Origin of the sequence: Alcaligenes sp. 13f (assembly GCF_020496585.1) — a bacterium.
In the GTDB taxonomy this organism is placed as follows: domain Bacteria; phylum Pseudomonadota; class Gammaproteobacteria; order Burkholderiales; family Burkholderiaceae_B; genus Alcaligenes; species Alcaligenes phenolicus.
In genome coordinates this window covers 137208-157348 of sequence record NZ_JAHKKC010000002.1, presented here as the reverse complement: position 1 = coordinate 157348, position 20141 = coordinate 137208, and the positions used below count along the sequence as shown (strand labels likewise).

The 20141-nt window shown below is 59.2% G+C and carries 17 protein-coding genes; 2 read left to right on the top strand and 15 right to left on the bottom strand.

Annotated features, from left to right (window positions below; translation table 11 throughout):
• Genes tssM through tssJ form a run of 4 tightly spaced genes read right to left on the bottom strand, consistent with a single transcriptional unit; the run spans position 1 to position 6717 of the window.
• Positions 1-3600: a type VI secretion system membrane subunit TssM gene (gene tssM / locus KOE80_RS02235; RefSeq protein ID WP_137430556.1), complete on the bottom strand. Its 3600-nt coding sequence runs from the start codon at positions 3598-3600 to the stop codon at positions 1-3.
• On the bottom strand, positions 3597-4853 hold the full coding sequence (locus tag KOE80_RS02230; protein WP_115634530.1) for a DotU family type VI secretion system protein: 1257 nt from the start codon (positions 4851-4853) through the stop codon (positions 3597-3599). The genes tssM and KOE80_RS02230 overlap by 4 nt, the downstream gene beginning before the upstream one ends.
• Positions 4854-4867: 14 nt before the next feature.
• Positions 4868-6190, bottom strand: coding sequence for a type VI secretion system baseplate subunit TssK (tssK, locus tag KOE80_RS02225; protein WP_115634588.1), 1323 nt, complete (start codon positions 6188-6190; stop codon positions 4868-4870).
• 23 nt (positions 6191-6213) lie between these two features.
• Entirely contained in the window at positions 6214-6717 is a 504-nt protein-coding gene (gene tssJ, locus KOE80_RS02220; protein WP_226348237.1) for a type VI secretion system lipoprotein TssJ, read from the bottom strand.
• Between the two features lie 186 nt (positions 6718-6903).
• On the opposite strand from tssJ, the gene KOE80_RS02215 reads away from it, so the two are divergent.
• Positions 6904-7293, top strand: coding sequence for a TssQ family T6SS-associated lipoprotein (locus KOE80_RS02215; protein ID WP_060185441.1), 390 nt, complete (start codon positions 6904-6906; stop codon positions 7291-7293).
• Complete coding sequence (locus tag KOE80_RS02210) at positions 7290-7880, top strand: hypothetical protein (protein ID WP_115634532.1); 591 nt, start codon at positions 7290-7292, stop codon at positions 7878-7880. Before KOE80_RS02215 ends, KOE80_RS02210 begins: the two co-directional genes overlap by 4 nt.
• Before the next feature lie 3 nt (positions 7881-7883).
• On the opposite strand, the gene tssG is transcribed toward KOE80_RS02210, so the two are convergent.
• From tssG to KOE80_RS02155, 11 genes are all read right to left on the bottom strand, one after another.
• Complete coding sequence (tssG, locus tag KOE80_RS02205) at positions 7884-8927, bottom strand: type VI secretion system baseplate subunit TssG (protein ID WP_226348236.1); 1044 nt, start codon at positions 8925-8927, stop codon at positions 7884-7886.
• Positions 8924-10810 carry a type VI secretion system baseplate subunit TssF gene (gene tssF, locus KOE80_RS02200; protein ID WP_115634534.1) on the bottom strand — a complete coding sequence of 629 codons (1887 nt, stop codon included), beginning with the start codon at positions 10808-10810 and terminating at the stop codon, positions 8924-8926. The genes tssG and tssF overlap by 4 nt, the downstream gene beginning before the upstream one ends.
• Complete coding sequence (gene tssE / locus KOE80_RS02195) at positions 10807-11349, bottom strand: type VI secretion system baseplate subunit TssE (RefSeq protein ID WP_021447237.1); 543 nt, start codon at positions 11347-11349, stop codon at positions 10807-10809. Before tssE ends, tssF begins: the two co-directional genes overlap by 4 nt.
• Positions 11350-11378: 29 nt before the next feature.
• Complete coding sequence (locus KOE80_RS02190) at positions 11379-11861, bottom strand: Hcp family type VI secretion system effector (RefSeq protein WP_035270090.1); 483 nt, start codon at positions 11859-11861, stop codon at positions 11379-11381.
• A gap of 50 nt (positions 11862-11911) precedes the next feature.
• Complete coding sequence (gene tssC, locus KOE80_RS02185) at positions 11912-13405, bottom strand: type VI secretion system contractile sheath large subunit (RefSeq protein ID WP_009455530.1); 1494 nt, start codon at positions 13403-13405, stop codon at positions 11912-11914.
• A 12-nt stretch (positions 13406-13417) separates the two neighbouring features.
• Positions 13418-13975 (bottom strand): type VI secretion system contractile sheath small subunit, encoded by a 558-nt coding sequence (gene tssB / locus KOE80_RS02180; protein WP_086061191.1) that lies wholly within the window; start codon positions 13973-13975, stop codon positions 13418-13420.
• Between the two features lie 27 nt (positions 13976-14002).
• A complete protein-coding gene (tssA, locus tag KOE80_RS02175) occupies positions 14003-15073 on the bottom strand; it encodes a type VI secretion system protein TssA (RefSeq protein ID WP_226348235.1) in 1071 nt (356 codons plus the stop codon).
• Positions 15074-15254: 181 nt separating this feature from the next.
• Entirely contained in the window at positions 15255-15707 is a 453-nt protein-coding gene (locus tag KOE80_RS02170; protein WP_009455524.1) for a hypothetical protein, read from the bottom strand.
• The gene (locus KOE80_RS02165; RefSeq protein ID WP_226348234.1) at positions 15704-16498 is read right to left on the bottom strand and encodes a DUF4150 domain-containing protein; all 795 of its coding nucleotides are present in this window, start codon (positions 16496-16498) and stop codon (positions 15704-15706) included. The genes KOE80_RS02170 and KOE80_RS02165 overlap by 4 nt, the downstream gene beginning before the upstream one ends.
• 9 nt (positions 16499-16507) lie before the next feature.
• Positions 16508-17569: a pentapeptide repeat-containing protein gene (locus KOE80_RS02160; protein ID WP_226348233.1), complete on the bottom strand. Its 1062-nt coding sequence runs from the start codon at positions 17567-17569 to the stop codon at positions 16508-16510.
• Complete coding sequence (locus tag KOE80_RS02155) at positions 17569-20091, bottom strand: DUF2169 domain-containing protein (protein ID WP_226348232.1); 2523 nt, start codon at positions 20089-20091, stop codon at positions 17569-17571. Before KOE80_RS02155 ends, KOE80_RS02160 begins: the two co-directional genes overlap by 1 nt.
• Positions 20092-20141: the final 50 nt, after the last annotated feature.

Here is a 20141-nt window from a genome sequence, read left to right as displayed (position 1 = left end):
TCAATGGCTCCCTGGGCAGCTAAACCCTCTCATCTCCGCCAAACGCCACGGATTCCTGGAGCTATTGGCCACCACATCCACCACAAACTGACGACTCCCCAAAGCAAAAGACAAGCGCTGTGCCCCAGCAGACGCACCCGATACAGGCTGTGCCTTGTCCAGCAATCGCAACAACGCCCAGGCACCTGTCGCCCTCATCCCTGACCCTTCGGATTGTGGCTGTGCCTCCAGACTGACCTGACGGCCCCCGCGCGGCCCCGGCCACTGCACGCCCATGGCGACCTGCGGGCCATGGGCATAACGCAGCACCTGACCATCCACATCCAGCAGCACTTGCGACAGTTCTGCATCCAGCTGAACCGGGGTGAACGCCATATCAATACGCGGTTGATTACTGCCTGCCGGGAAGAACACGTCCCGAATCACAGTCGCACGCTGAAACGCATCCAGATAACGGAAGTTGGCCGCCGCCTGCCCATCTATGCCCGGTTTGAAACGCCAGCGCCCACCTGACATATCCACCTGGTGCATCAGATGCTCTTGAAAAAAGGCATCCATCAAGCCACCCGGCGCAAACATGCGGGCAAAATCGTTAGGTGCGACATCCTGCCTGGATTGAGCGGCGAAGGGATAACGCCCCGCAATCGCACTACGGCAAAACTGACCGATAGTGGCGTTTACCAACTGCCCCAAACTGGCTTGAGTCCGCGACGCGATCTCGGCAGAAGCACCCACCGAAAACTGATCCAGCGCATCACGTAAAGGCCCAGGCAACCGACCTGCCTCTGCCTGCAACTTGGTCAAGACATTGGACTGCGGCGGTGTACCCGCGCTGCGCAGAGCAGCATCCGAGGAGGTCAAAAAAGCATAGAACTCATCCAGCAATTCCAGGGTGCCATCAATAGGCGCTGGTGCCCCGCCACTACTGGAAGCCAGGCGGTGATAAGGCTCGAAATGCTGATCCACGATGGCCTCTACCTGCTTGGCCTGAGGCTCATTACGACGACTCCCCTCCAACCCGACCGGGCCAAACATCTGCTCCAGCGCCTGCCGGGTATCGTCCAGCCGCACTTTGGCTTGTGCCCCCAAAGAGGCCCCCTGCTGCGCATCCTCTCGCAACAGACGAGTTTGCAAAGCCACCTGCTGGACCAACTGCTTCAAGGGAGAATCGGCCATGGACAGGGTGCGGGCCAGCTGAATGTTTTCCAGCAAGCTGCCGCCTTGCAACAGGCGCAAGTCAGCCAGATACTCATCCCACACACGCACATAATCCAGCAGATACAGACGACGCAGCTCCTGGCTTGCCGCACGACGCGCCGCCTCGGACTGTCCGGCTCCCGTATCCAGCCCCAGAATCCAGCGATCATCCTCACGCATCTGCTGCAGTTCGCTGTCGATACGTGGTTCAACCACGGTCCAGTAACCCTCGTAGGTGTACAGACCGTCTATCCCTTCGGTTAACGGCTTGCCGCTGTCGCGCTTGAATACAGAGGCCGCGTAGGGCCCGGCCATGCCTGAGACCGACATAGGTATCAAACCGGGCGTGGCCGCCAGAATACGGCGCATGCGGCTGTAAGTGCGCTGCTCCAGGCTGATACGCGCCAGACGTTCTCGGCTTTGCTCAATCAAGGCTTCATTGCGCGGGAAGGGATTCAAGAGCAAGCCCGCCTGTGTCACTGCACGGACATGGCTCTCCAGCCTGTCGTATTGCGACTGGGTAAAGCCTGCCGGCAAGTCCTGCTTCAAACTACCCAGCAACCAGGTCTGTAAATGGGCCGCGTCATAACGTCGCGTGTCGTACAACATCAGATAGGCGCGCAGGGCCTCGTAGCCGTACTCCAGATCCTGCGCCTGCTCGCTACGCAACACGGTTTCGATACGACGCGCCAGCAAGGGGGCCAGCAGTTTTTCTAAGGCGCGTTGATAAACGGTATCGGCGGCGGCCTTCATCTTGTCGCCCTGATACAGGCCCATGCGCCGCTCCAGACCGGGCGCATCCAAGGGAAACTGATCGCTTTGCGGTAGCAGCGACAACATATCCAGCAAAGGCAGCAAGCCGACCGCCGGTGTGGTATCCAGCACCTGTGTTTGGTCCGCCTGTTGCTGAGCCTGCGGAACACGTCCTTCAACCTGCTCCACATAGCTGCGGTTCAACAGAAAGCTGCGACTCCAGGCCAGCCCCAGTAGCAACACACCCACCGCCACCAGACCGTAGACCAGAAAATGACGCAAGCGCACGCGGCGCTCCCAGCGCTCGTCGCGGCCTGCAACACCGGCCTCCTGAAAGATCAGCTCTTTCAGCAGCTGGGTCAGAAAATAGCTGCGGCCCTGACCGGCCACCGGCTGCGCTTGATCCGCCTGCACATCCACTTCCAGATACTCGCGCATGGAGTCCCGCACCTGATCCAGACGCACACCTCCTTGCCGACCACTGGTGAAGTACACGCCGCGCAGCAACAGTGGTGCCTCGAAGCGGGACTGGCTAAACACCTGTTCCAGAAACTCCTCCAGCACCGGCCCCAGGCGAGCAAACTGTTGTGGCAGCAGATAGGCTTCGGCACGCACGCTTTCGTTGGGCTGCTCGGCCATCACGGCCGCCAGACCACGCTCCAGGCGTTGATGCAAGGCCTCATACTCGCGCCCATAGGTATGCGACAAGGAAAATCCCGCTTCGCGCGAGCTTTCATAAGGCAAGGTGAAGCCCCAGACCTGCTCCAGCTCCTGACGATCACAATGGTCGAAATACTCCTGAAAGCCCTGGAGCAAATCCATTTTGGTGACCAGCACATAGATAGGAAACTGAATCCCCAAACGCTCGCGCAATTCGGCCAGGCGCTGGCGCAAGACCTGCGCATGATCGTGACGTTGCGCGGCCGTGCTGGACAACAAATCTGGCACGCTGATAGTCAGCAAAGTGCCATTTATCGGCTGCCTGCGGCGATAGCGCTTGAGCAGGCCCAGGAAACCACGCCATTCCTGCTCATCTCCTACCGGATCACTTTCATGCGTGGTGTAGCGTCCTGCCGTATCCAGCAGGACGGCTTCGTCAGTAAACCACCAGTCGCAATTGCGCGTGCCCCCTACACCTCGCAGCGACGTTTTTCCGTAGCGCTCCGACAAGGGAAACTGCAAGCCGGAATTGACCAGCGCCGTGGTTTTGCCCGCTCCGGGTGCCCCGATAAAGACATACCAGGGCAATTGATACACGTACTGGCGCGACAGCAAGGAGCGCAAACGTCCGCCCATATGCGAACCAAAGCGAATCCGCTTGAGCAGTTCGATGGCCTCATCAAACTGGCTTTGCAAAGGATGCGGCGTAGCCGTATTGCTCGATGCTGATGCCTTCTGCGCCGGGCGGCTTAATTGGCCTAGCAACTGCGCGTTCAAGCGGCCTTCACGCCAGCTGCGCCACAACAAGCGCAGCAACCAGAACACCACCACCACAGCCATCGCAATCCAGCGCGACAGCTCGGTTTCCAATGGCCGGGTTTGGCCAATCGCCAACAAAGGCCCCAGCAACCAGATCAGCACCAGCAGGATCAGCACACCCACAAAGGTCCAGACGCTGCGGCTGAAGACCAGACTCAAAAGACGTGTCATTGCCCGGCCTCCTTGCTCAAGGGCACAATCGTGATTTCTACCCGACGGTTTTGTGCCCGACCTTGAGCAGTACCGTTATCGGCCACAGGTGCAGCATCGGCCCGGCCTTGGGCACGCACACGTTCAGGCTGACTCAAGCGCTCCTGCAAGACGGCCTTGACTGAATCGGCACGAGCCTGCGAGAGATGAAAATTGGAAGGAAAGCGCACACTGCGTATGGGGACGTTATCGGTATAGCCATCCACCAGTACCAGGCCCGGTGCAGCTTCAACGGCATCCGCAATACGAGCAATGACAGGGAGCAGCGGCGCACGGATCTGGTCGGCTCCTGAGTCGAACAGACCGTCGCCTCGCAAGATAATGACGCTGCGATCGGCCTGATCTCGGACGGTCAGCAGGCCCTCGGCCACCTCGGGGGCCAGCAGCTCTGCCAAGGCCAAGGGTGCCTGCGGCGCAACGCCACTGGACGGCGGCTGGCCCTGTGTCTGCAAGGCCGGCAGGCGCAAAGCCACAATGTCCTCGAAAGCCCGATCAGACTGCCGGTTCAGCAACAGACTGGTACCCAGATACATCAACAAGCACAGCAGCAAGGCCACACAAACGGCCACCCAGATAGGCACAGGCAAAGGCTTGCCAACTTTCTGCGCCGGGTTGTCGCGCCAATGCGGGGACAGAGCGGCTGGTACCGTCTGCCCATACTGGCGCAAGCTCATGTACAGCCGTTGGCGCACGGTTTCCAGCTGGCTGGCGCCCTGCTCATGCACGCGATAGCGGCCTTGAAAACCCAAAGCCAGGCAAAAGTACATCAGCTCCAGCAACTGCAAATGCGCTGCCGGGCTTTGCATCAATTTATCCAAAAGCTGAAAGAACTTCTCCCCGCCCCAGGTCTCGTTGTGAAAGGTGACCAGCAAAGTGTGCGAGGACCAGACTCCGGCCTGCCCCCAAGGGGTGAGCGCAGCCGCCTCGTCCAGGGTCGTACACAGGCAGTAGCGCGCCGCCAAAATGGTTTCATTGGCCACTGGCACGGCCTGGGCGCGCAATTCAAATTGACGGATTTCAGCGACCAGCTTGGCACGCAGACCTGCCGGGTCTGCATGTCGGGCACTGCGGCGTATATCGGACACCATCACCAGCAAAGGGTTGGCGGCCTCCAGCAAGGGATTGGCCCCTTGCGCAACAAAGCGTGGCGCATCCGCCCGCGATCGGCGCTCGTCCGGGACCGGGCCGTTACTCCAGGAAACTGTCTCGTTCATAGCCATGCTCCGGATCAACGGCGTATCGCCCAAAACTCAAGTTGCAGGCCAGGAAAGTCTCCGGCCAAATGCAGGGCTAATGCGCCGTTCTGCTCCAGCTGACGCCACAGCTCGCCGCCTTTTTCCAGCTCGAAGTAGGTGAATCCTGCGTGATACGGCAAGGCTCGTGGCGCGACAGACAAAGGCTGCAAACCGATGCCCGGCAATTGCAGATGCACCAGATCGCGGATGCGTTCTACCGGCCCCAATTTCACCTGTGCCGCAAAATGCTGCCGCACGGTTTGGGCGGGCAAATCGGCCTGCACGGCCAACACAAAACCCGCCTGCCGCAAGAGCGCACGATCCGCAATCTGGGCCAGACGTACGCCCTGCCCCTTGTCCTCCAGCGCAATCGACACGGCCTGCTGCTCCAGGACCACGGACAAGGCACGGCGCAACTCCAGCACCAGCGGCAAAAAGGACTGGGCCAGATCGTCATGCTGATAGGAAGGCCAGATCAGCGGCTGACGCCCGTCCTGGGTGTAGGTAGCCAAAGCACCATGTAATTCCATCCAGGCCTGATACAGCTCGCCAGGATGTACGTGTACGCGCTGCTCCATGGCCCACAAGGCAGCCCGATAGCGATTGACCAGCTCCAGCATCATGAAGTCGGCTACATCGCCCTGCCCGCGCCCTCCCGGCCCCAGACGTTCTGCCAAAGCTTGGGCACGGGCCTGCAATAACGCCTGTACATCCGCGCTTAGAGCACTTAGCCGGGCATGGGCCTGAATGGACAAGATAGGGGGAATGAAATCCGGGTCCAACACCAGCGATCGGTCGGGTCCGCGCTCCAGAATGCGGGCCACGGGCATGGCAACACTGTCTTCATACACCTCGGATTCGGGCAGCAAAACAGGCTGCAAACGCCCCAGCTGCGACAGGCAGGGTTCAGGTGACAAACCACTGCTGTCATACAGATCCTGCTCGCTGACCACATAACGCGAACGACGCGAGCTGTGCCCATCAAACTGAATCTCTGCCCGCCCGGCCTGACGACGAGGCAGCACCAGCATCAGACGCTCGGGACGCACCACTTCGGGGGCTGTCCAGGCCACAATCTGCATCGCTCCCGGCCTGCAATCAAAGGGCGTGCCATCCGGCAACAAACCGCGCGCTTCGCGCAATGCGACACTGCCCATACTCAGGGCCTGTTCGTCCAGACTCAAGGTTTCAAAGCCCCAGCAAAACGGCTGCGCAGCCCGCCTTCCGGCGTGGGCATAGTGCTCCAGATAGCGCTCCATCTGCTGAAAATGCTGAGGCCGTAAAAACAGCCCTTCGGTCCAAATGACTTTATCCATTGAAATAATCCGTTCCACGCCCATCAATTAACGACATGAATGGCGTTCTTGCGTAATTGCAGACTGACCTGGACGGCGTCCGGGGCCGACTGCCAGAACTTGTAGATATTGGTGGTGCGCGACTCGGGCAGCGGCAACAGGACACGCCACACACTGGCATCCAGCTCGCGATACCCTACGACCACGCCAACAGCAGTGGCTTGCAAATCGCCTGGCCTTTTGAAGGTATGAGTCTGGCCGGGGCGCAGCACGATCTGCTCCACATTGAGCAGATCCGCCTGCAAGGCTTGTTGCGGGTCAGACTGCAAGGCAAAGAAGTCCCGGGATTCAAAGGTGCTGCCCGAGCGCAGCTCGAACACAAACACCTGTACCGGGGAGGGCCGACCCGTGGCATCCGGGTTGAGCTGTTCATCCGCAGTCAGAACAATCTCGTAGGGCACGGCCATGCGACTGGAGGTGGACGCACACGAGGCCAGCAAACCCAGCATCAGCAGCGAACACACACGAAGCAATCGGCGAACGGTCACGATGTCTCCTTGAATGGCAATGCGCCCCATCTAAAAGCATGAATGCGACAACTTTGTTAAGGACACGGGGTGTTTCGGTGCTTACCCTTGCGCAACAACTCTTACAAAACCGTCCGCGTCATGTCATGTGGCTGTCTTTTTCCTTTCCTAGTCTTGAGGGCAAGTACAACTTTTCTTTTTCCTGCCATGTATTTACCTGCCCGCCTGATCGTTCCGGCTCTGGCCCTTTTACTGACAGCCTGCGCCCAAACCCAGAACAAGCCAGTGGCTGTTTTCAGCCCAACTGCCGAAGCTGAACTGGAGCAAATACGCTCTGCCTTTAATGAAGGCGACTACAGCACCGTGATCCGGCAAGTGGGCCGCTCCAGCACCCTGCCTGCTGCCGCACCCAATCAATACAGCGAAGCCTTGAAACTGCAGGCCTTCAGCTTTTGCGTACGCGACTACACTTTTTTGTGTGAAGAGCGTTTCAAGCAGGCACGGGCTGTAGACCCTGGCTTTACCCTGGCCCAGGCCGAGCGCGGTCACCCCACCTGGGGCCCGGTGTATGAAAAAGTGGCAGGAGCACAGCCATGAGCACAGCTGTAGATTGGCGTTTGCAAGCAGAGTCCGGCGGAGCCCCGCGCCCTGTTCCTGAACCCGGTCTGGTCTGCGGTTCCTGGACTCAGGCTGATCTGGTTTTGCCCGATAACAATCAGACGCCGCCCGTGCTGTCTTACCTGCGTCGCCAGCACGATGTGCTGACGATTCAACGAGCTAGCGCAGACGGTCAGGTCGCCGTGAATGGCATCGAGTTGGCACTGGCACAGGTCAAGACCTTGCAGAATGGGGACCGCCTGACCTTGGGGGAAATGCACTACCGGGTGGAATCGGGAGTCAGCCCCGTCACACAGGATGAAACGCCTTTGGCAGCTGCGCCGGCGGCCGATCCTTTCGCAGATCTGCATGTTCCCGGCATGGTCCCGGTCGGTGGTCCCATGCCTGCGCCCTCGGACAAGCACCCCTTCGATACAGCAGCCAAACCAGCCAGCTCACCCAGCACCGACAGCACCATTCCGGCAGCCAGTTGGCAGCCAGAGTTGGGTCGCGCCCCGGAGTGGGTCAGCACCTTGTCCGATAAGGAAAATGAGTTCGATCTTTTGCAGGGAATGCGTCAGGCCTAAGCCTTAGCTGCGCGGATCTTGCCAATCTGGACGGCTGTCCAGAAACAGGCACAGATCCGCTTTGTCCTGTGTGCCGGGCCGGCCCAGCCAGGTTTCCTGACCCAGGCCCAAGCCCGCCCCCAAACCCAGATCAGGCTGTTCGCTGGCTTGCAGCACCAGTTGCAACTGAACCGACCACTCCAAGCCCAGATACAAAGCCAGGCAATAGCGCAATTGCCGCCAGGCCGGACGACCTGGCAAGAAGCGGCCATAGTCCTGCCGACTCAAAGGGCCAATCCGTATTCGTATGGTTTGCTGCACGTCCAGAATACGTGCACCCAGAACGGAATTTTTCCCTAGCCCCGAACAACTGCGACCCAGGCTGACCTGGGTTTGATCATCTAGCGACACCCACACAGGCACGTTCTGCTGAATGCTGACGGGCAATTGGAAATAGCTGGCCAGAAGCGATTGCAGAGCAGGCGCACTACGGGTTTGAGACGCCAGCGCGGGTGCCTGAAAATGGACCGCATGGTCGCTCATGGGAGCCGATTCGCTCGGGCTCCCGACTCCGGCCAGGCTGGCCAGCCAGCGCGTAAAACCATCCTGATCATGTTCCAGATCACAAACCGCTTGCGCTTGTGCCCAGGCTCTGAAAAACAGTAAAAAAAGACGGTGGTGAAACTGGTCCAGAAAGGCCACACCAGCACGGTCACCAAAGTTGCGACTACGCTGAAAAAAGTACTCCGTCATGTGCAGCGGCAAAGGGCCATTGGGCCCCCACAAACCAAAGCCCTGCACATCCAGATGCAGTTGTTCATCGTCCCAACGAGCGGTTTGCACACTGGAGGCCGCAAAAGCCAAACTAGGCGGCTGGCCTACCCGCACATTTTCTTGGCGAGGCGTAGGCGCGGTTCCCAAACGAGGTTGGCCCTGGGCGGCTTGCAAGGCATCGACGGCCCGCAAAACCCGAAACAGATCATGGCCATAAGGCCATTGCTGAATGATACGGCCCAGCTCTTCCAAAGAAGCCTGGGGCTTTAGCTGTTCCTGCTCGGCCCGGTTCACAGCACCGCCCGCGTACCTGCTTGCGGCCCCCACGCTCCCAGTTCCACCCCTGTCTCGGAACGAAACTGGGTAGAGACAAAACTGTTCAGGCTGACATGACGAGCCAGATAACGACTGAGCACGGCGGCCAGAACAAAAGGACGACCGCCGGGAAAACCGCTTTGGTCCAGCGTGACCTCAAAATGCACGCCACGCGCCATCACCAAGGGCCCTGGCACCGGCATGGCCCTCTGCACAGGCCGCGCCTGCACCGCCACAATGGAGGCCAATTGACGCAAGGCACCGGCATCCGCGCTGTCCACATGCGGGGCCAGCAAGGCACGCCAGCGACCTGCTGCCTGCTTAGGGTCGGACTGGGCCACACCCAACTGGGCCAGACTCATCTGCGAAATCAAGTCCCAGGCCTGACGGCCGCCGGTTGATGCGGCTCGCGGACGGGTCAACCCTCCCAATAAACTGACACCGGCCACGGGCGCCGAGACTTGCAGGCTGAAGTCAGACTCGGGCGAGCGCGGCAGCAGCAAGGGCAAATCACGGTTGCTGCACCAGGCTGTGACACTGATCTGACTCATGCCGAAAAACTCGGACTGCTCGTGCTGATTCACCAGCGATAAATACACTTCGCTACCGCCATAACTGCTGCGGCCACCCCAGCGTTTCTGGGTATCAGACACGACACGCGGTTCGCGTCGCACAGTGTAGTAACTGCCATAGCGTCCTGCATCCTGCGCCGTGCTGGCATACAAGGGTCGAAACAGCACATCGTCTGTTCCTTGTCGGCCATGTCCTTGCACTTGCTCCATCAAGCAAACTTCAAAGTCCATGGGACGCGTTCTGTCCATGACCACATGATGATCTGTTGCCTGTGGGCGCAAGGCCATGCGTTCACTGCGTCGACGAAATAAATTCACGACAGGCGTGCAATACAAACGCACATGGCCAGGGCCAACGCGTGCCGCCAGATCGGGCCAAGCCTGCTTAAGGACAATATGCAGGCTCCAGCGGCGGCTTTTTCGCTCCTGCGCACGTCCTCTGGCGATAGCTGCTTGCAGACCACGCAGCCGTACAAAAGCAAAACGGCCCGGCAAGGCGAAATACTCCCGCAGCAAGCGATGGCCGGAGAACTCGTGAGACACCATGGGCAAGATGGCTTGATCATCTTCCAGGCCATCGTGTGTCAGACAAGCAGACGTAGCCAGGAATTGTGGGGCCTCGTCCTCCATTTGGATGAACACCCCCAACGCCTGCCGCAGCAAGGCATCCAGCAGCAAGCTGCTGTCAGATTCCGGGCCGTCCAGATGCAGGCTAAGCTCATCCAGAGCCAGCTCCTCCAGTGTCAAACCGCCATGCACCGTGAAGTCCAGTTTCAAGGCCGAACGAGCTTGCGCGGCCTGCCGGCTACCTAAAGCCGCCAGGGGCAGATCAGCTGCTACATCGCCTAAACGTACCTGCGACAAGCTCATGGGCCACAAGTCCACGGCATGGCAAGTAGAAAACTCGCAGGCGGTTTGTTCTCCGGCCGGAATACGGGAGCGCAAGGCGGTGTGGCGCGGCATGGTAAAGCCTTTGGCCAGAGCACCTTCGCTCATGCTGGGACGAAACTGCACCAGTCCCATGCTGGGGGTGGGCATCAACCAGGAAGGCTGAATCACATCCAGCAACTGCTGGCTAAGACGGGGAAATTCCGCGTCCATCTTCATCTGAATGCGAGCCGTCAGAAAGCTGAATCCTTCCAGCAGACGCTCGACATACGGGTCAGCCACCGCCGTATCGTGCACGCCCAGACGGGCCGCCACTTTGGGGTAGGCTTGCGCAAACTCGGCTCCCAGCTCGCGCAGGTAAGCCAATTCACGGTTGTAGTAATGCAGCAGCTCCGGATTCATCCCGACGCGTAACTCTCTTCAAGGTCCAACTGCCCGCTTTCCAGATCAATACTGGTGCGCAGCAAGAATTCCTGCGGATACGGCTCGCACCAGACATGGCCCTGAATACGCAGGCTCAAGACGTTATGCAAATCGCGCTGAGCCCTGTGATCCAGACAATGCACTTGTAAGGTATCGGGCAAAATGCGAGGCTCGAAATGCAGGATGGCGGTACGCAGCGCTTCTTCCACATCCAGCCACTCCACCTCGCTCATGGTCTTGCCTGCCAGCGGGCTCATGCCGTAGTTCAGGCAGGAGCGGCGCACATGAGCCAAGGCCTGCATCAAGGGAGTAGCGCCCTGATTGGGTGTATTGAGCAAATGACCCAGATCGCGCAATACCGCCTGACGCATCTGGTACTGGCTCATGGGCTGAGGAGGCTCCCAGGTTTGATCGGGCCGCTCGTCGGTCAGCCTGTCCAGCAGACAAGGTTGCAAGCGATCCGCCTGGCCGCGCATCAGCGCGGCCCCGCGGCGTCCCGGTAAGCGAAAGCGGTCCATAGCGGCCCTGCCTGAAAACCCAAGCCCGATCAGGCTTCTTTGTTCTGCTTGATGTCCCAGGCCACCAGCGTTTCAGCACCTTTGCTGCCGCGGTCGGACTGTTCCCAGTACTGCTGTTTGACGCGTGCGGCCTGGAAGGAGTAATTGACCATTACGCTTTCCACATCGCGCTCGGCATTGAGCTGAACCGAAGTCACCAGCACTTCTTCCAGGGTGATTTTGGAGTATTCCACCTGCTCGCCACCGGCCTTGCACACCGACAGCTCCACCTTGCCCAGGTGCTTGCCGCTGGCGCAGTGCTTCATCACGGCAGGCGCAGCCTTGTCGATGCGGGCGACCACATGCAGATCGTTGAAATTGGCCTTGCCCTGGCCACCGCCACCGCCCGAGCTCATGCTACCCGGTTGCGAGGCACCCCACGAAAAGGACTGGATATCGGTCCAATCCTTGTGGTTGGAGTCTTTGGATTCGCCATTGGCGCCTTCAATTTTCATGAACATATCAACAGACACGCTTTTCTCCTTGGAGGTCGAATAAGGCCATCAAAAGGCCAGGGTGGGAATCAGTTCTGCTCGCCTTTCAGTGACGGCAAGCGGGACACCAGGCGCAGGGAAACCGTCAGGCCTTCCAGCTGGTAGTGCGGGCGCAAGAAGAACTTGGCAGCGTAATAACCGGGGTTGTCCGGTACTTCCTGCACCGAGACTTCGGCGGCAGCCAGCGGCTTGCGTGCCTTGGTTTCCTGCGAAGAGTTGGTCGGGTCGCCGTCCACGTAATTCATGATCCAGCTGTTCAGCCAACGTTCCATATCGTCGCGCTCGCGAAAGGAACCGATCTTGTCGCGCACAATGCACTTCAGGTAATGCGCGAAACGGCAGCAGGCAAACAGATACGGCAAGCGCGCAGCCAAACGGGCATTGGCGGTAGCGTCTGCGTCGTAGTACTCCTGGGGCTTCTGCAAGGACTGGGCGCCGATAAAGGCCGCAAAATCGGAGTTTTTGCGGTGTACCAAGGGCATGAATCCGTTCTTGGCCAGCTCGGCCTCGCGGCGGTCGCTGATGGCAATTTCCGTGGGGCATTTGATGTCCACACCGCCATCGTCCGTGGGGAAGGTATGGCAAGGCAGGTTCTCGACTGCACCGCCCGACTCCACTCCGCGAATTGCCGTGCACCAGCCAAAATGCTTGAAGGATCGGTTGATATTGACCGCCATGGCGTAGGCCGAGTTGGCCCAGGTGTAGCGGTCGTGGCTGGCTCCGTCGGTGTCTTCCTCGAAGTCGAACTCATCAACCGGGTTGGTACGTGCGCCATAGGGCAAGCGCGCCAGAAAACGCGGCATGGCCAGGCCCAGATAACGGGCATCATCAGATTCGCGCAGGCTTTGCCAGGCGGCGTACTCGGTATTGGAAAAAATCTTGGTCAGATCACGCGGATTGGCCAACTCCTGCCAGGATTCCATCTGCATCACGGACGGCGCAGCACCGGCGATAAAGGGGCTATGCGCGGCAGCGCCGATACGAGCCAGCTCACCCAGCATTTCCACATCAGGCGGGCTGTGGTCAAAGTGATAATCCCCCACCAGGCAACCAAAGGGTTCGCCACCAAACTGGCCGTATTCCTGTTCGTACACTTTCTTGAACAAGGGACTTTGATCCCAAGCCACCCCTTTGTAGCGCTTCAGGTTGCGCGCCAATTCCTTCTTGGTGGCAGGCATCACACGGATACGCAGCAACTCATCAGTTTCGGTATTGCTGACCAGATGGTGCAGGCCCCGCCATGCCCCTTCCAGGCGCTGAAATTCGGGGTGATGCAGGATGTGATTGATCTGCTCGGTCATCTTCTGATCGATCTGGGCAATCACTGCCTGAATGGTTTGATAAGCGTCGTCGCTCAAGGTCACGGACTGGTCCAACGCCTGCTCGGCCAGCGTGGTGACGGCAAATTCAACCGCCTGCTGGGCCTGCTCGGTTTTGGGACGAAACTCCTGCTGCAACAGGCTGGACAGTTCATCCAATTGGGCCGTATCGCGAGTGGCGGTCAAGGTCTGGGTGGAAGTCATGGGGCGGGCTCCTTATGCTTTGGGCTCGTTGTCCTGATCGGGCTGGGACTCGTCCATCGTCAGGGCCTGGGGCGGGCGGCCAGCCAGGGCGCGCAAGAGTTCGGGCTGCTGCAGGAGACGGGACAAGAGTTCTTCCGCCCCGCTTTTGCCATCCATATAAGTCAGCAAATTCGCCAGCTGGGTACGAGCTTCCAGCAAGCGGGCCAGAGGTTCGATCTGACGGGCCAGTTCAGCCGGGGAGAAGCTGTCCATGGAATCAAAAGACACTTCCACTCCCAGCACGCCATCGCCCTTCAGGCTGTTGGGAACCTGCATGTTCAGCTTGGGTGCGATGGACTTCATGCGGTCATCGAAGTTGTCCACGTCGATTTCCATAAACTTGCGCTCGCCCAGCTCCGGCTGGCTCTCCGTGTTGTGCCCGGCCAGATCCGCCAGCACACCCATCACGAAAGGCAGTTGCACACGATGCTCGGCGCCGTACAGTTCAACGTCGTACTCAATTTGCACACGCGGAGCCCGATTGCGCCCAAGGAATTTCTGGCCGCTGCCAGAATTGGATTTCACAGACATCAGGTCTTCTCCAGTTGATTTATGGAATTAAGAAGCGGCTGTCGCCACTTCGGATCGAGGCATGAAAACCTGGATCTGATCCCAGGCACCGGGAGCCAGGTCACGAATCAGCTCGTGAAAACCCATGGGCACCAGTTGCTGGGCACGACGCAGCAGCAAAGGGGCAGGATGGCTGGGTTCGTGCTGTTCGAAATACGCCACCAGCTTGTCCAGCAACAACACCACCTCTTCGCGGGATGAAACATGCAGGTTTTGCCAGCCCGCCAAGCCCATCACCGGCGGTACCTGATTAGCAGGCTGCGGCGACACGGAAATGGTGGAGTGACTTTCCTGCACATGCTCGGGAGCAGAAGGGGTAGACAGTGAAGTCGCCGCATCCAGCACCGCGCAGGCAGCCTCCACGGTGTCCCAGGCTCCGTCCAGACGCACGGACCACTCAGCATCCAGATGGCGATGCACCAAGGCCTCCAGTTCCTGGCGGAACTGACGCAAACGGCTCAAGGCCACGGTCTGGCTTTGGCCGGCGGCAAAGGCACGGCGCAACTCGTCGACCAGACGGTCACGACCCGGAAGGCCGCTATCTTTCTGACTGCCATCCAGCACATAGCCGACTTCACGTAAATTCAGTTGACGATGCCCCAGGCTGACCACGGGAGCCTCACGCATCAGGCGACCCAGACCATCAATAGCCGACAGCCCGGCCAGCGCATTGACGCGCGGCAAGGGGTCCAGCTCGCCATCGTCGTGCAGACGCGGATGAACGTGCTCCCAGCCTTGTTGCAGGGCGCTGAGCAGCCAGTCGCACACTTCCACCAAAGCGGGCAGCCCACCTGTCTGCAAACGCGCCTGGGCCAGCACCACCAGCAAGCGAATATCTGCCGAGCGGTCCAGCAAATCCTGCACCAGGCGCACGATGCGCGTCCATTCCGGCACCTGGGCCGGAATGATGGTTTGGCCAAACTGCTGCTCGCCCTGTACTTGCAAAGCCTGCATCAAGGCCAGAAAGTCTGCCTCGTATTCCAGGTTCTCGCCGTAGTGGGCGTTTTCGGGAGCCAAAATCCAGGCTGGCTGCCACTGCTCCTGTATTCCTTCGACCATAGCTGTCGTCTCGGATAACTGATCACGGAGCCAGTCTAGGAACTGAAGGTGACACCTTTTTGACGAAAATTTTTCCTTACTTATTTTGCAAAATGGATGTATTTACGCTCTTTTTGAAGCAAATAAAGCAAAAGCGCCACCCGCAGGCAGCGCTTTTCAAAGGAAAAAAACTGGCGAGAAGCTAGTCGTCCAACCCCTGCTCCTGTCGCCAGTGCTGGTAGCGTTGCTCCAGAACCGGCCGCAAGGTTTCGTAGCTGTCCCAATCGTCAGGCACGTGATAGATGGATGGCAAAACCTCGTCGTCCAGCGTATCCACGTAATCATCCAGATACAGCTCGTCGTAGTAAAAGTCGCTAAAGGCTTTGCCCTGCTCGGACATGTCTTCGCTGACCAGCACATCGTCGCAACACTCTTGCAGCAGTTGCGAGCCTTTGATCATGTGATCACGGCACTGGCGCACCTCGTTGGGGTAGCGGTCCATAAAAGCATTGGCCAGCAGGCCTTTTTCCACCAGCCAGGCCAGATACATGCCGATGTGCGTGCGACCACCTTGCGGGCCCAGATCAGAGGGGTAGTCCCCGCCCACATGCCAGTCCACAGCGTCATATTTAACGGGATCAGTGTGCGTTTTCAATGTCGTACCTCCGTAGGTATGCGTATGTTCTTGGGAAGTGGCTGCTTGGGTGCATTCTTGCCAATCAACTCTGCGCCCTTGCTCTCCATTGCCTTGTCCTTGGCCTTCTGGGTTGCGGAGCGGCGCGCTCCCCCGCTCTTGACTTCGACCGCCCGGATTTTGCCCGTGTTCTTGTCCTTGATCAGTATATCGATCACACGGCGGGTCAATGGGGTTTTTGCAGACACCTGCGTGCCCATGACCTCGTGGCCTTCCTGCTTCAGCTCGGCCTCGACCTCGCGCTCTCGCTGCGCACCCCGACGCCGGTTGCGTTTCAGCTGTGCCCGCTTGGCTTCGCGTGCCGCATCCGGCCCACTGCCCGACACACCCTTGCCGCCTTTACCGGCGCCGCCCCCGGCACCACCGCCACCTAGCAACAGCACTTTGAACTGGCTGGGCACTACCCGCATGCCCACCGTATTCACCGTGTTCTGCATGCTCAAGCTAGTCAGACGGGTCGCCGGGATTCCCTTCCACAGCACATTAGGCACACAGGTAATGGAGCGCGAACGCGACATCACGGTTTGCGAGATCAAGCCCAAAGCCACACCCGGATTGTCACCATTACTCAAGGGTATCGTTGTGAGCAAGTTATGGGCAGGCCCACCCTGCAACAGGATGTTCCAGGCATTGGGAATACCCATCAGGCCCGTCGCAAAATTCGGGTAAGGAATCGGCAACAGAGCCGGTGGTGTCTTGCAGATGTCGGGGAAGGCAATATCCATGCCGCCCCGTTGGCAATTGGCAAACATCAGGGCTCCTTATTCAAGATTCATGTGACGCGCGGTCCAGCTCTCAGACTCGTGCAAGGCCGGGTCATTGGGCAGGCAGCCTGCGGCCTGTTCTTGCCCGGCCTTGTCCAGCAAGCAACGATGAAACTGGGTGCGCTCAAAATGTGCGCCATCCCAGCGAGCACGACGGCAATCTGCATACGAGAAATCCGCATAGCGCAGTTGGCTATGCTCGAAACGGGCCTGCTCCAACACTGCCTGCGCGAAGTAGGCCTGCTGCAAAAAAGAGCCACGAAAATCTGCCTCGGGAGCGTGGGCTTGAGCCCACAGACTTTGTGTCAGATCCGCCTCCCGAATCTGCAGTCCTTGAGCCTGTGCCTGAACAAATAAAGCCTGCTTGGCTTGGACCTTGTTCAGCACGGCCTGATTCAAGATGGCAGACTTGAAATTGGTGCCGCAAAGACGAGCGTGGCTTAGATCCGCTTGAGTAAAGTCGGACTCCATCAAGACACTGCCGCTGAAATCCAGCCACGACAGGTCCATGCCCTGGAAATTGCAGGTTTTGGCCGTCACCCTGTGCCAGCGACTACCGGCCAGAGTGCTGCCCCGCCAATCCAGTTCGGTGACCACCACATCTTCCAGACGGGTCGACTGCAAGGACAAGCCCCCTGCGCCGCAGCCAGTCCAAGTGCAGCGCTGCAAAAGAGCTTGGTCGAAGTTGCCCGATTGCAAGATGCATTGCGCCCAGTGAGTGTCGCTCCAGGCTCCGCCTTGCCAGATAGCGCCCTGTAAATCACAGTCCTGCCACATCACCTCACTGGCCTGGACATGCTTGCAAGACAGGTCGGCAAGCACGCACTCCATGAAGACACAGCCATCCAGCACACTGGCGTCCAGTACTGCTCCGCTCAAGTCACATTGATGAAAGCGGCTACCCGCCAGATTGACACCCAAGGCTTGCACACGCGGCAGGCGGCAAGCGATGAACACCGCTCCTGAATAATCGCCCGGTGGCAAGTACAGATCTCTGAAATCCAGCCCCAGCAAAGGCTCGCCTTGCCGAATACGCAAACGCAAAGCATGGGCGTCCATCAGGCTTGTCCCCCGGCCGGGTCGCGACGTGCCGTGCGTAAATACAGATTGCGGCTGCGGGTACGCGCATCCGTTTGCAAACCCATCAAATCAGCGCGAAAGAAGTTCACGGTATCCAACATCGTGCCTTGAACATTCGCGCCCCCGGCCAGGCTATTGCTCATATCCACCTTGTTCATGATGGCTTGGCTAAAGTCAGTCTCGATCAGAATGCAGTCACTTAGGCGGGCCTGCGTCCATTGCGACCCCTGGAGATTGGCACCGGATAAATCACAGCGAATCAGTTGGGCCTGTTCAAAACAGGATTGCGACAAGTCCAGCCCACGCAAATTGCTTTCTTCCAAGCGGGCACCGCGCCAGTCTGACCCCGGCATGTCCACGCCGGACACCACGCTTTGACGCCAGCGGCTGTCACGGCAATCGAGCACACCGTCCAACAGACCCAGCAGCCAGGACGTGTCCTCCAGGCTGGAGCCCCTCAAGGACAGGTCCCGCAGATCACAGTCCAGCCAAGCGCATTGCTGCAACTGGCAATCCAGATAAGACAATTCGGACAAGCGCGAGCGCATCAAATATTGCACGCTATTTAATTGCGAGGTCTCGAAGGTGCAGCGCAGCAAGTCCACATCCAGCCACTCCTGCTCCTGAAGGTTCGACTGCTGGAACAAGACATCCTGCCAACTGGACTCGCGCGGCTGCCATCGGGCCGCCTGCACCTGACGAAACTGTACGGATTGCAGTACTGCCGCACTGAAATCCACATCATCCAATTGGGATTGATTGAATTGAACCTGCTCCAATCGCGCCCGCACAAATGTGGCTCCCGAGCAATCAGCTCCTGCAAACGTGCCTTGCCGTAGAACCGCATCGTTAAAGCAGGTGCCAACACAGCGCACCCCGGAGAAATCGAAGTCCTGCAAATGCAAACCGCTCAAGTCCAGGCCAGACAGATTGCGAGTTCCGGCCAGAATCAACTCCACTCGCCTGCGCAAACGCTGCTGACGCAGATCAGAGGCAACAGGCGGTGCAGGGGCATAAGCTTGCATCGCACGTCTGGCCTGCTCCATGGGTTTGGATAGCAAGCCGGACACAGGGGCTTGATCGCTGGCTGTGGCATCCAGCTCGCACAACATGCGCTGTGTATCACGAGCCGTCACACGAGTGCCGGCCTGATCCTGAAATGGAGATTCACGCTGCAAGTCCTGCACTTTCGCCATGCCCTCTTCCATCTGCTGACGCGCATCCCATTGCTGGCGATTGGCTTGGCGCACTTCCTGCACCCAATCCGTTCGGTCCACATCCATAGGTTTGGGAGGCCCAGCCTGCGCCAAGGAAAACAGCTCGTTCTGCCAAGCCGGGTGCTCCTGTGCCGCGTCCTGCGCCCAGCGCTCCAGGCGCATCCGCATGGTCAGGGACAAGGGGTCGTCTGCGCTAGTCTGAAAATCATCCAAAGGTGCGCAGCAGTCAGCGGGTAGCAAATCCTGGTCGCGCAAGGCAAATAATCCGGCTTGATCGCCTTCACTACGCAAGCGCAGCACTTGCTCGTAATGGTCCTGGCCACGCGCTTGCCCCAAGGGCTCCAGGGCAGGCATTAATAAGTTCACATCTTGCGCCTGCGCGTCCTGAACCGGCACGCTCCCTTGGTACAGCAAGAGCATGTGGCCTAAATCAGGGAAGAACCAAACGGTGGTGTGCCGCAGGTCCAGCTTTTGCAGACCAGGTAGACGACGATCCTGATACCAGCAGATCACCTCCCACTGCGGCAAGCTGCCACTCCACCGGGGTCGCTGAGCGTGCAGATGGTGTAGTTCCCAAGAACTGTCTGCGGGCCAATGACCTTGCTCACGCCACCACTGGTCCGGTTCAGCAGCATTGAAAAAATGTGGGTCCAGGCTGTCCAGCATCATGCCTGGATCGCCTTGCTGCCAGGCGGGGTCATAACGGCCCGCCAAACGAAAGCGACGTGGTCGCAAAGGCGATACCGGCCCCAAACCCGCTGGACGGCCCTGCTGGCCAGAACGGTGCAAACGCCCTTCCCAAGGCTCTACCTGCGGCAAGCAAAGCGGTTCGCCCGGACTGGCTGCTTCCATTCCCATGCCGGCGGGATTATCGGGATACTGCGGCCCGCCCCAGCTACGGCTGCCATCCAAAGGCACGCGGGTAAAAGGCTCTGCCTCCCCCGGTCTGCCTTGCCGCCACTGACGTTGCCCAAATACAGCCAGCTGCTTTTCTATCGGGCCGACACGTGCCTGTACTGCCAGTTGGGATACCGGCTCACCACCAGGAGCGCAGGCATGGCCAGAGACCAGAAACTCTGCACAAGGTTTGGGCAAGGCCAGATCCAGCACATCGTCGTCCTGCATCAGGCCGGATACGCTTTGCCACATACGTGCATCGGTGCTCAAGACATGCGGGGCATCCATGGAGCACCAGGCCTGTACCGACACGCTTAGCGCGTGTTGTCCGCGCCAGCTCCAGGGGCGTGCCAAAACACCCAAGCGCAAGGGCTTTACGATGCGCATGGGACTTGTCCTTTGGGAGAGCACGAGCAGGACTGACTTGGAGCAGGAGC